At 35.6% G+C, this 12,440-nt stretch carries 13 protein-coding genes and 2 pseudogenes; 13 read left to right on the plus strand and 2 right to left on the minus strand.

Features of this window, described 5'->3' with window-relative positions; all coding sequences use genetic code 11:
* The first annotated feature begins 35 nt into the window (after window positions 1-35).
* The 9 genes and pseudogenes from GI584_RS01765 (at window position 36) to GI584_RS01805 (ending at window position 7,679) form a co-directional block, all read left to right on the plus strand.
* Window positions 36-1,148, plus strand: coding sequence for an NAD(P)/FAD-dependent oxidoreductase (locus GI584_RS01765; RefSeq protein ID WP_228552321.1), 1,113 nt, complete (start codon window positions 36-38; stop codon window positions 1,146-1,148).
* Window positions 1,142-2,809, plus strand: coding sequence for a FeoB small GTPase domain-containing protein (locus GI584_RS01770; protein WP_153790031.1), 1,668 nt, complete (start codon window positions 1,142-1,144; stop codon window positions 2,807-2,809). The genes GI584_RS01765 and GI584_RS01770 overlap by 7 nt, the downstream gene beginning before the upstream one ends.
* 20 nt (window positions 2,810-2,829) lie before the next feature.
* Window positions 2,830-4,020: a GTP-binding protein gene (locus GI584_RS01775; RefSeq protein ID WP_153790032.1), complete on the plus strand. Its 1,191-nt coding sequence runs from the start codon at window positions 2,830-2,832 to the stop codon at window positions 4,018-4,020.
* 16 nt (window positions 4,021-4,036) lie between these two features.
* Window positions 4,037-4,585 (plus strand): dCTP deaminase, encoded by a 549-nt coding sequence (gene dcd, locus GI584_RS01780; protein WP_153790033.1) that lies wholly within the window; start codon window positions 4,037-4,039, stop codon window positions 4,583-4,585.
* Entirely contained in the window at window positions 4,582-5,757 is a 1,176-nt protein-coding gene (locus tag GI584_RS01785; protein WP_153790034.1) for a GTP-binding protein, read from the plus strand. The genes dcd and GI584_RS01785 overlap by 4 nt, the downstream gene beginning before the upstream one ends.
* Before the next feature lie 117 nt (window positions 5,758-5,874).
* Window positions 5,875-6,421 (plus strand): annotated as a pseudogene (locus tag GI584_RS01790) (GTP-binding protein); the annotation flags it as partial.
* Window positions 6,418-6,617 (plus strand): annotated as a pseudogene (locus tag GI584_RS24445) (hypothetical protein); the annotation flags it as partial. The pseudogenes GI584_RS01790 and GI584_RS24445, both read left to right, overlap by 4 nt.
* 429 nt (window positions 6,618-7,046) lie before the next feature.
* The gene (locus GI584_RS24335) at window positions 7,047-7,373 is read left to right on the plus strand and encodes an aromatic-ring hydroxylase C-terminal domain-containing protein (RefSeq protein ID WP_407647405.1); all 327 of its coding nucleotides are present in this window, start codon (window positions 7,047-7,049) and stop codon (window positions 7,371-7,373) included.
* Window positions 7,374-7,448: 75 nt separating this feature from the next.
* On the plus strand, window positions 7,449-7,679 hold the full coding sequence (locus GI584_RS01805) for a hypothetical protein (protein ID WP_194842100.1): 231 nt from the start codon (window positions 7,449-7,451) through the stop codon (window positions 7,677-7,679).
* 330 nt (window positions 7,680-8,009) lie between these two features.
* Here the strand turns inward: GI584_RS01805 and GI584_RS24340 are convergent, their stop codons facing one another.
* Window positions 8,010-8,093 carry a putative holin-like toxin gene (locus GI584_RS24340; RefSeq protein WP_407647406.1) on the minus strand — a complete coding sequence of 28 codons (84 nt, stop codon included), beginning with the start codon at window positions 8,091-8,093 and terminating at the stop codon, window positions 8,010-8,012.
* Window positions 8,094-8,306: 213 nt separating this feature from the next.
* A complete protein-coding gene (locus GI584_RS01810; protein ID WP_153790037.1) occupies window positions 8,307-8,492 on the minus strand; it encodes a hypothetical protein in 186 nt (61 codons plus the stop codon).
* 493 nt (window positions 8,493-8,985) lie between these two features.
* Between GI584_RS01810 and GI584_RS01815 the strand changes: the two genes are divergently transcribed.
* The 4 genes from GI584_RS01815 to GI584_RS01830 all read left to right on the plus strand — a co-directional run bounded on the left by GI584_RS01815 (window position 8,986) and on the right by GI584_RS01830 (window position 12,267).
* Window positions 8,986-9,774: a hypothetical protein gene (locus tag GI584_RS01815; RefSeq protein ID WP_153790038.1), complete on the plus strand. Its 789-nt coding sequence runs from the start codon at window positions 8,986-8,988 to the stop codon at window positions 9,772-9,774.
* 475 nt (window positions 9,775-10,249) lie between these two features.
* Window positions 10,250-10,561 carry a CHY zinc finger protein gene (locus GI584_RS01820; protein ID WP_153790039.1) on the plus strand — a complete coding sequence of 104 codons (312 nt, stop codon included), beginning with the start codon at window positions 10,250-10,252 and terminating at the stop codon, window positions 10,559-10,561.
* Window positions 10,562-10,768: 207 nt separating this feature from the next.
* Window positions 10,769-11,365: a TetR/AcrR family transcriptional regulator gene (locus tag GI584_RS01825; protein WP_100362307.1), complete on the plus strand. Its 597-nt coding sequence runs from the start codon at window positions 10,769-10,771 to the stop codon at window positions 11,363-11,365.
* 83 nt (window positions 11,366-11,448) lie between these two features.
* Window positions 11,449-12,267, plus strand: coding sequence for a GNAT family N-acetyltransferase (locus GI584_RS01830; protein ID WP_153790040.1), 819 nt, complete (start codon window positions 11,449-11,451; stop codon window positions 12,265-12,267).
* The last annotated feature ends 173 nt before the right edge of the window (window positions 12,268-12,440 follow it).

Below are 12,440 nucleotides of genomic sequence, written 5' to 3' on the forward strand. Positions count from 1 at the left end.
AAATCGTAATGGTTATGATTTGAGAGGTGGTAACAGTGAGTAAAATATATGATGTCATTGTTGTAGGAGCTGGTCCTTCTGGAATTGGTGTCGCAGCTTTATTACAACAAATGAATTGTCCCTCCTATTTGATATTAGAAAAAGAAGAGGTAGGAGCATCTTTTCTGCGTTGGCCAAAGGAAATGAGATTCATAACCCCCTCTTTTCCTGCGCAAGGGTTTGGGCAGACAGATTTAAATGCGGTTGTTCCGAAATCTTCACCGGCTTATACGTTAGATATGGAGCATCCGACTGGTGAAGCGTATGCTGAATATCTTGATGTGGTGGCAGATCATTTTACGCTTCCTATTGAAAAAGGAGTAAAAGTAAATCAAATCCATAAAAAAGATGATACCTTTTCGATAGATACGACACAAGGGAGCTATCAAAGTCACTACGTTATCTGGGCGGCAGGGCAATACCAATATCCCGATTTAAAGCCCTTCCCAGGTGCAGAGCTTGGTGTGCACAATAGCTTGATTCCATCTTGGCAAGAGCTAGAAGGTGATGACTTTATTATCATCGGAGGTTATGAAAGTGGGATGGATGCCGCATTTCATTTAGGACGTTTAGGTAAAAGAACGACTGTAATAGCTAAAACGAATACGTGGGAGCTAGACAATAGTGATCCAAGTATTGCCCTGTCAACCTATACATATGGTCGTATTCGTCACTTATTTGATTCCGACTTATTAAGGGTTGTAGGCAATACAGCAGTGACACGAATAGAAGCAGTATCCTCAGGGTATGACGTTTATACGAGTAGTGGAAAAGTTTATTTTACAACGGAGAGACCAATATTAGCTACTGGTTTCTCAGGTAGCACAACGACGATAGAAAATCTAGTGACACGTGGTAAGCATGACGAAGTTCTTGTCAATGATACCGATGAAGCTGTTGCGACTACTGGACTATTTCTAGCAGGACCGGAACTTCGTCACGATGATCATATTTTTTGCTATATTTATAAATTTCGTCAGCGCTTTGCCGTCATAGCGGAAACGATTGGCTACCAGTTAAACTTGGATTTATCTATTTTAGAGGAGTATAAACGAGAGAACTTTTATCTTAAAGATCTTTCGATGTGTGGGGAGAGGTGTCAATGCTAGAAAGCGTTCAGTATTCTGCTTGTCCAATAGATGTGGTGCTAGTAGGTTGTGAATCTGTTGGGAAATCAGGTTTGTTCCGCCATTTGACTGGCGAAAAACGAGCGTTGACAAGCAATGTAAAAGGGACAACAGTAGCTGCCTTAACTGCAACCTGTAAATTAAACAATGATATGCGATTGACAGACTTGCCAGGACTTCAATTCGATATGGACAGTAAAAGTACACAGCTTACTTTAGATCGTTTAGAGGGGGAACAAACCCTTCTATTAGTTGTGAAAGCAACAGAACTGAAAGAAGAGTTAACCCAGCTGCAGAAAGAATTGAATTTGAAAGGTAAACAAGTAGCTATTGTTGCAACTCACCAGGATAAATACCAGCCTTCTAACGCTGAACAAAAAAGAGTACAAGAGCTATTACAAGTACCAGTTGTCTGGATTAATGCCAGAAAGATGGATCAGGAAGAACAAGAAAAAGTAATCACATGTATCGAGCAAGCCAGGATTTGGGCTGTTACTACAAGTATTGTTAGCTTTCTGCCTTCAACACCTATTCCTGTTAATAAACTAATTCCAATGTTCCGTTTGCGGGTAGTAGGTCCAATACTAGCTTGTCTTATTATCATGACTATGTTTGCCTTGCCAGTATTTGCAGCCTACTTATTTGTCAGTTGGTTCGAACCGATTACAGAGCAATACTTGCTTACACCGATAACTACATGGTTGGAGCAGATACCAGCTTTTTTAGCGAATGTATTGATAGGTGATTATGGAATCATTACCTTAGGTTGGTACTCGTTTCTTTGGGCATTCCCTGTTGTCCTGTTGATTAGCATAACCACGACTATCACAGAAGAGATTGGTATACAAGAACACTTAACAAGTGCTTTAGATCCGTGGCTACGTAAAATTGGATTAACAGGTAGAGATTTGCTTCCTGCTATCACTGGTTTTGGCTGTAATGTTGTCGCAGTAATGCAAAGCAGGAGCTGTAGTAGCTGCACCCAAGTATCTTGTGTTTCAATGATTGCCTTTGGCTCAGCGTGCAGTTATCAAATAGGCGCTACCTTATCTATCTTCAATGCAGCACATGCTCCTTTTTTATTTATCCCTTATTTGCTCTTACTATTTGTAGTCGGAGCTATTCATACAAGGATTTGGAATAGAAGCACCACTGATGAGCTAACAAGAATCGCCCCCTTGCCTTATTTACAAGGAATCAATGGGAGAGCATTTTGGTGGAAGGTTTCTGGAGTGATTAAACAATTTTTAGTTCAAGCTATGCCAATTTTCTTGTTGATCTGTCTGGTTGCATCTGTCCTGGAAACAGTAGGGGTATTATCGATTTTTAGTTGGCTTGCAATGCCATTATTATATCTATTCTCGTTACCGTCAGATGCAGCACCTGGTTTGATCTTTTCTTTTATTAGAAAGGATGGCCTACTTGTCTTAAATGAGGGGCAGGGCAGTTTGTTAATGGATATGTCGATCAGTCAGGTATTTATTCTTGTTTACTTGGCATCCACATTATCAGCTTGTCTCGTTACGTTATTTACTATTAGTAGAGAGCTGAGCTGGAAGGATGCTTTATCAATCGGGTGGAAGCAAATGCTAACAAGTGTTGTTAGTGCAGCTTTTATTGCTTTGGGACTATATTTTTTATGATGAGAAAGGAGGAGTAACAAATGAAAAAGATTCCTGTTACTGTACTAAGTGGATATTTAGGTTCTGGTAAAACAACGTTATTGAATCATGTCTTACATAACCGAGAAGGCCTGAAGGTAGCGGTAATTGTCAATGACATGAGTGAAGTTAATATTGATAGTGAGCTTGTCCAAACACAAGGAGGCTTTTCCCGAACAGAAGAGAAGTTAGTTGAAATGTCCAATGGTTGTATTTGCTGTACATTACGAGAAGATCTATTAGTAGAGGTGGAGAAGCTCGTGAAAAAAGGTGATGTTGATTATATTTTGATTGAGTCATCAGGAATTAGTGAACCTGTTCCAGTTGCGCAAACTTTCTCTTATATTGATGACACGCTGGGGATTGATTTAACGAAATACTGCCGCTTGGATACGATGGTTACAGTTGTCGATGCTAATCGTTTCTTGCATGATTTTGGTTCAGGAGACAGCTTGCTGGAGAGACAACAAGCGGTAGGTGAGGAAGATACACGCAATATTGCCGATTTGTTAATTGACCAAATTGAATTTTGTAATGTCCTTGTTTTGAATAAAACAGATTTGGTCAAAGAGGAATATTTACAAAAGTTAGAGAAAGTCATACGTAAGTTACAGCCTGAAGCAAAAATCATCCGTACACAATACAGTAAGGTAGAGTCAAACGAGATATTGAATACTCAATTGTTTGACTTTGAAAAGGCTAGCGAATCTGCTGGCTGGTTAAAGGAACTTAATCAGGGCGTAGAAAATCATACTCCGGAAACAGAGGAATATGGAATTGGTTCATTTGTATATACTTCTAGATTACCATTCCATACCGAGCGCCTAATGAGCTGGTATCAAGATTTGCCTAAAGAAATTGTTCGGGTAAAAGGTGTGATGTGGTGTGCGACACATCATGATATAGCTTTATTGTTATCACAAGCTGGTCCTTCTGTAGCGGTTGAACCGTTAGCCTATTGGGTAGATTCATTACCAGAAGAACAGCAAAAGGAAATATTAAGGAATAATCCTGAAGTCAAAGATTTATGGGACCCTGAATATGGAGATCGCCATACAAAGCTTGTTTTCATCGGGATGGACTTGGATGTTGAGGAGATAACTAGTGAGCTAGATCGTTGTCTATTAACGGAGTCAGAGATGGCGGAAGACTGGTCACAATTCAGAAACCCTTTCAATTGGCGAATTTCATAATCAGGGGTGAAAACAGGTGATTTTATCAGGACAAACGATTAAACAATTAATACATGATGAACGAATGTCTGTTACTCCTTATAAGGATTTTAGTATACAACCAGCGTCCATTGATCTATGTTTAGGAAAGCATTTTTTAGTAGTGGATGACATGTCTACCCCTTTTTTATCAGTCGACAAGGCGGCAAACTATCATGAAATGCAAGTAACGGATGGAGAAGTTATCACGATTCCGTCTAAAACTTTTATGTTAGGAACAACATTAGAGCAAATTCGTTTACCTGACTATTTAACGGCCTTTGTTGAAGGGAGAAGTTCTATCGGAAGACTTGGCGTTTTCATTCAAAACGCAGGCTGGATCGATCCGGGCTTCTCCGGCCAAATCACCTTAGAGTTATTTAATGCAAATCGTGTCCCCGTTCAATTAAAAGTCGGTATGCGAGTGTGTCAATTGGTCATAGCGCAAGTTGATCATGCTACAGAAGGATATAGCGGGAAGTACTTATTTCAAGAGGGTGCTACACCTAGTCGGGTGTATATGGATAGAGAGGAAGGAAAGGAATGAGTAAAAAAATACCGGTGACGGTTTTAAGTGGATTTTTAGGAGCTGGTAAGACAACCTTACTTAATCATCTCCTTGAAAATCAGAATGGATTAAAAATAGCGATTATTGTCAACGATATGAGCGAAATTAATGTGGACGCAAAGCTTGTTAAGGAAGGCAACTTTGTGAGAACAGAAGAAAATATGGTAGAAATGACGAATGGCTGTATTTGCTGTACATTACGAGAAGATTTAGTAGTGGAATTAGAGAAATTGGCCAAACTGGACGTTGATTATGTGTTGATTGAATCAAGTGGTGTGTCTGAACCTATTCCAGTAGCACAGAGTTTTGTATATCATGACGAAGAATTAGGAATAGACTTAAACACCTTTTTTCAGCTTGATACAATGGTAACGGTTATCAACGGTCAGCAATTTTGGGATGATTATCAATCAGAGGATTTATTAATCGATAGGCAATTACACGTTTCCGAAGATGATGAAAGAGGGATTGTTGATTTATTAATTGATCAAATGGAGTTTGCGAATGTGATTGTTTTAAATAAAGTAGATAAGCTTTCAAGCGAAAAAATAGCTAAGTTAAGGAATTTACTGCAAAGGCTAAATCCAGAAGCGAAAATTATTCCGACAAGCTTTGGGCAAATTGATTCACTACAGGTACTCCATACCAATCAATTTGATTTTGAAAAGGCAAGTCAGGGCGCTGGCTGGATCAAGGAATTGAATGAGGAGCATACACCGGAAACAGAAGAGTATGGAATTAGTTCATTTGTTTATAGAAGCAGAAAAGCCTTCCATCCAGAACGTTTTCATCAATGGTTGGAAAACTGGCCAACAGAAATTATCCGTGCAAAAGGTTTCTTTTGGTTAGTGACAAGAAATGATGTTGCAGGACTCTTATCACAAGCGGGATCTATGTTGACTTTGGAGGGAGCTGGTAGATGGTTAGCTAGCTATTCTGAAGAGGATCAAGAAGAATTGAAGGCACAAGACCCTGCTTTGTTTGAAGGATGGGATGAACAAACAGGAGATAGAATGACAGAGCTTGTTTTTATTGGGAGTAATATGGATATGGAACATATTGTTAATTCATTGAATAAGTGTTTAGTAACTGAAAAAGAAGAAAAAAAACAGATTACTTCCTTCAGAGATCCATTACCCTCTTTTATTTAAGGTCAAAAGGTGTTGCTTGGAATTATATCTAAGCAACACCTTTTTTTCATAGTGTACAAAAATATGAGAGTATTTGATTATTCCATAGAAAGAGAGGAGGGAAGTAATGAGTAAAAAATACCGGTGACGGTTTTAAGTGGTTTTCTAGGAGCTGGTAAAACATCATTGCTTAATCATCCCCTTGAAAATCAGCAAGGTTTAAAAATAGCCATTATCTTTAACGACATGAGTGAGATTAATGTTGATGCGAAGCTTGTAAAGGATGGCTGCTTTGTCAGAGCGGAAGAAAATATGGTTGAGATGACGAATGGTTGTATTTGTTGTACATTACGAGAAGATTTAGTGGTGGAATTAGAGAAACTGGCCAAATTGGACTTTGATTATGTGTTAATTGAATCAAGTGGCGTGTCTGAACCTATCCCAGTAGCCCAAAGTTTTGTATATCATGACAAGAACTAGGAATAAACTTAAATACTTTTTGCCAGCTTGAAACAATGGTAACAGTTGTTAATGGACAACTGTTTTGGGAGGATTATCAATCAGAGAATTTGTCTAAGTAGACCGGCAATTACATGTTTCTGATGAAGATGAAAGAGGCATTGTTGATCTACTGATTGATCAAATTGAGTTTGCTAATGTCATTGTTTTAAATAAAATAGATATGGAAAAACAGTGAAAATGCGTTCCAATTCTATAGAAGATCAAAAGGTGGCTACCCTATCGCTTCAACTGCTGCAAAATGGCTTAGTCTATATGAATACCTTGGTGGTACAAGAAGTCCTTTATCATCATGTCAATCCGTACGTAATTTTTGAACTTGATATGGATCACGAATACCTATCAAGTTAAAAGTGTCATAGTTTTCATCGATCGATGATTAAACCAGCTAGTATCTGCTGTCAAGATATTAGCTGGTTCTTTGTAATGGAGACTTAGCTGTAAAAAGAACGCAATTCTTACTCCATATAAAGCGCCTGATAATATATGGATTAGACTTCACATTAATTCCCGAAAATCCCCTTTAGCGTAATAACGCGTAACTAATATATTCATTTCCATACTATATCATTAATGCATGATTCCTTAATAAATTCTAAGCCTAATTCTCTATAAACTTGATAACTAAGAAGAAATTCCAGTTTCTTGTATTTTCACATCGATTTTCAATTTGTCTTCTGCATCTGGGTATTTCTCTTTCCATTCCTTTTGGGTTGAATCCCCTCTCTCGGCTTTAAGCTCATTTCCAAGGTATTTAACTTTTATTAAAATCAGTTATAATTTCTTGAAGAATATCAACTCGTGTCCCTCACATTTGGATTAAAAAATTTGCAGAGAAGGTTTCCTCGTCGCTTGACTTGTGCAATCGAAATTTTGTTCTCTTTCATGGATCGAAAGGTACTTCATGGAATAGCGTTGTAAGCAGTGTATCGCAACATCACAATTTAAAAATCGATGTTTATAAATTAGATGCCGGCAAAGAAAGTGCTTTAGAAATCGAATCCTCTGGAGCCGTACTCATACGTCCAGATGGATATGTTGCTTTGCGTGTTATGAAGGCTAATCACAATTCCGAACATCAGCTTCTTCAAGGTTTGAAGCAGATCTTACATGCTTAAAATTAGAGTTTTTAAATATATTAACGTCTCAAAATTTGGTGTTTATTAACAGAGGAAAGGACGGATTAAATACTCATGTTAATGCAATCACTTACTATGGAAGATAAAATGAGAAATGATTTGTATATTGCAGGCGATCTAACATTACCAGGCGGAACCTTTAAAGATGTCGTAATCCGTGGGAAACTAGAAACAAAGGAAGATTTAGACTGTAATGAATATATAGCAATTCTCGCTGAATACAAACACGGTATTAATGATTACACTATAAAAACAGAAATTAGTAACATTACAATCGGTTATTGATGAAATAGAGCAGTTGATTAATGAGGAAACTCGGTTTAAAGTAGAAAAAACTAAATCGTATGACTGTTTTGAAATGTGTATGATAAATGAAAAGATACAAATTACCCCATTTGTTGAAAAGTTATTAGCCAACAAGTTACCTAAGATTAGAAAATGAGGTTTGAATATTTCAGTAATTAGGGTATAATATAAATAGAAAATCATATCCTAATAAAACCGTCCGGTGGTGGTTCACCGAACGGTAGTGCAATAGCCCTTCAAGGGGGCGACACACAACAGGCATTTTTTATAACCACACCTTGGTTGCTTGTCAGGCTCAAGGGTGGTTATTTATTTTGATGAAAAGACAACAACGCTATAAATTAACATCCCAAACGCTATCATCAGTGTTATGGTTTCATAGACACTCATCATTGAAGCACCACCCCCTTTCTATCTAAATTGAAAGTACGATAAAGGGAGTGAGCCACCAACCACGAAAAGCCTTATGCACATATTTCTATTATAGCATGTAGGTAAGTTTAATAGAGTGTTTCGACATGTTTTTTAGTAATTGTTATTTGAAGGGTGTGATATATTGTAAAATGTTATCCCCTTCTTGTAATTAGTTCATAGAAAAGGATCAGGTCATTGAACCTCTTTTTTAGAAACAACCTTTTTCTTTAACATGTTTTCCTTTTCTGGTTGTTTCATTCGCTCATAGTAAATGACCAGGTAATCATCTGTTATTTGTTTAGGATAATATCCTATACGATCCCCAGACTTTTCTTGTAGCATCCTCGTAATCGTTAAAAGTTTGATCTTTTGCCCCATTTTTTATAATTCTTCTACAGCATCGACATAAATTTCTAAGTCATCATTGTCTAGTAAATTCGGCAACTTCGCATTCTAAATTTAGATCATGCTTTTCTAGTAACTCTCGGCTAAATTCGATTCTCACAATAGCTTGTTCCATCTTTGCAACTCTCCTTTATTATTTTGTAGTAGGTTGCTGGTCGCAACCTACTTATTATTGAATAGAATGTTTTTGAATATAGTCACAAGCTTCAGAGGAGGTGAATGACGCACTTAGTCCGTTTCTTTCCGATTAACGTAGTGTTTAAATAGAAGAAGAAAATCCAAGACTATTTTCATTTAACGCAATACAGCAAATTAGCTTTCTATAGCGATTATAATAGAAGATATGTGCAAGTAGATAAGTACATGGGTAACACTAAATATGATACGAAAAAGGGTATCATTATGCACTTAGAAAAGACACCTATTTACAAGTTGCTTATAAATAGTAAACAGATTGGAGATGGTTATGAAATTAAGACGGTTTTTAACAATTGGTTTTTTATTTATTGTGGTTTTAGTATTAGTGTTTATCAATCTACCATCTAATGAAGAGAAAGCCAAGGACAATAAGGAAATAGACCTTACATTTGCGGATAATTATATTAGTTACGTTCTCAACAATGAAACTGTTTCTGTAAACATTTTTGGTGCAAAAAAGAATATTGCAAATCTATCTGATACTATAGCTGGACTTGAATTAAATAATGAAAATATTAAAATTGTAGAATATGAAATTGATTCGGGGAAAACCAGTAATGAGCACCAATTATTTAACTTAATGCTTGATATTAAAGTGTTGAGTAATGAAATTGAAAAAGCAGACACTTTACGAGTTACTTTTGATAATAATGATTCGCAGGAGTACAATATAGGTCAAATGGTAGTTGCAAATGAAATAGATTCTTCAGATCACATCAGTTATGGAAATGAATATAATGTAGGATACCCAGAACCAAGCCTAGTTACAACTATCACTAATACTAATGATGAATCTATCATTATAAAAAATGTATCAGATTTGAATAAAATGTTGTTTTATGAATTTTCTGATGAGCTTTTGATTGATCCTGGTAAATCATATGATATTGATATACCTTCTTTTGAAAATAAAGAATCAATTCAGTATGATTTCTACACTATTACACCAATTATATATTATAAATCTGGTGGTAATGAACATGTATTTGATTTGCCTACTGTGATTTATGGTTTGTTAGATGATGACGACGAAAAATTATGGAAGGTTTTAAATTAAGTTTGTATTAAGAGTAGCTAATTGTTATATTGGCTACTCTTTTGATTGGTGTGAAACCCTTTGATATCACAGGGTTTTATTGCTAAAAGGGGTACAGCCCCGAAAATGTAGATTTACAATACTAAGCTATTTATCGAGTTGAACATGAAAGATTTAACAACGATAAGACTTTTGAGATAATGTAAATCATGGTGGATAATAAATTCTAACCAGGTCTTTGTTTGAGTTTTGTTTATAATGAGTTCCGAAAATGTATGTTTTCAGAACTCTTAACACAAAAAACAAAGACGCAAACAATACTCCAAGAACCCTGTCATAAAAGTGTTTATTTTACTTTTGTTCCATTACCCTCTTTTATTTAAGGTCAATAAGGTGTTGCTTGGAATTATATCTAAGCAACACCTTTTTTGCATAGTGTACAAAAATATGAGAGTATTTGATTATTCCATAGAAATGCCACAAAAGAGGTGTAGTTATGAAGATATTTGGATTCCCGGTAGACTCTACAGGAAGATGTAAACATTATCACGGAGAAAATGATATTGTGTCCATAAAGTTTAAATGCTGTAATAGATATTATCCTTGCTATAAGTGCCATGATGAAAGCACTGACCATGAGCGACAGTTATGGGGCAAAGGAGAGTTTAACGAAAAAGCCATACTTTGTGGCAATTGCTTGAATGAATTAACAATAGATGAATATATGCATAATCAAAAATGTAGTAATTGTAATGCTACATTTAATCCCAATTGTGCGAAGCATTATAATAGATATTTTGAAATCTAAAATGTTGTCTTCGTTGAAAAAATTCAGCATCATTATTATTGAACAAAAAATAGCGACGCACTCCCCTTAAACCTTAGGGGTAGGTGGAGAAGTTCACTAGATAGATATAAACTAAATGTTTACATTTATTAAGTATTGCATTATAACTTTAATAAACTGATCGGTCAGTTTATTAATTGAATCAATATTAGTAAGGTGGTGTACTTTATGGCTAGACCTGTTGGGCAAGGTATCCAAACAAAGAAACTAATTTCCGATAAAGCGAAAGTTCTTTTTGAACAGAAAGGTTATGCTGCAACTTCTATGGAGGATATTCGTTCATTTTCACAGATCAGTAAGGGAAGTATTTACTATCATTTTAAAAGTAAAGAGGAGTTGTTTCTTTACACGGTAGAAGAGGCTTCTAAGGAATGGAGAAGAAAGTGGGAAGAGCAGGCTAATAATGTTAGCACAGCTAAGGAAAAATTATACTTATTAGGACGTTATTATGCTTCAGACATGCAAAGCCCATTATCCAAAACAGTTTCAGAATATATAGGTTCGGAAAATCTAGATAATATGATGATAGAAAACATTAGCCAACTTATCCAACCAGAGTACAACGTATTTCTCCAAATAATTGAGGAAGGGATGGGAACTAAGGAATTCAAGACTTCAAAAACCGCTGAAGATTTAGCATACATTCTTTATAGTACGCTTACCGGAATGAGTATTACCCAGTTTTTAGGTTATGATGAAGAAAAATTCTACAAGCTTTATGATGCTGCAATTGATGTATTGCTTCATGGAATTATTGAAAGATAGCTTTTTAATCGGAGATTATTTTTAATCATTATTAAACCGAACGTTCAGTTTAATTAAACGTTTCATGTAAAGGAGAAGTGCATATGTTTTTATTACCTACATCTCAATATTTTAAGGTTAAGCCAATGTTTAAGTCATTTAATCACCAAATTATCATTCATTCTGTTTTGGAAGGAAATACTATTGGCGACATTTTTGTTGATGATATAAATGATCCTAAATCGGTGGTATTATATGGGATAAACTTCGAAGTTCTTGTTGCGGGGGAGCCGCAAAACAAGAATTTTAATAAAAACCTCCACCAGTTGATCATAAATAAATTTTTACCTAATATAAGAAAGAAAGGGTTACCTATCATAAATTTGTATTACGATAGTGAACAATGGAAACAAGTACTTGAGCAGGAGATCATCGATCAAATGGAAGCCGCAACTGTGAAAAAAAGGTTTTATACTCTAGATGAAACTAAGGGTCTCCAATCTCAAAAGCCTCTTCAGGATAAAGTATTAATTAAGCCTATAAATGAACAGCTTTTAAAAAATTCTTTATTTAAAAATCTCGATTTGGTGAAACAATGGATATATGTAGCTTGGCCATCTGAAGATCATTTTTTTGAAAAAGGATTTGGATATTGTGTAGTTGAAGACGATACTATAGCTAGTTGGTGCTTATCATTGTTTGCGACAAATAATCAGTTTGAATTAGGGTTAATGACCGATGAAGCTTATCGAAAAAAAGGCTACGCTAAAGCTGTAGCTTTATCATGTGTGAACTTTTGTGTAGATCATAATAAAAAGCCTGTTTGGAACTGTGATGATGAAAACACAAGCTCCATTCTGATTGCTGAATCAGTTGGATTAAAAAAAGTATTAAATTATAATGTGTTACAAATTAAAGCATAACGTTAAAATGTTCCTATTCATATCTTAATTGGTTACGTTAAACGATCCTAAACGAATTCGCCTCTTATTGCACGCTAACTGGAGGGGAAGAGAAAATATTCAAATGGTTTTTGTATAAAATTTCATACTTTCTTCAATGAAAAGAATTCATTTTGATTAAAATCTTTCAAAAT

This window comes from Gracilibacillus salitolerans, from assembly GCF_009650095.1.
Taxonomy (GTDB): Bacteria; Bacillota; Bacilli; order Bacillales; family Amphibacillaceae; genus Gracilibacillus; species Gracilibacillus salitolerans.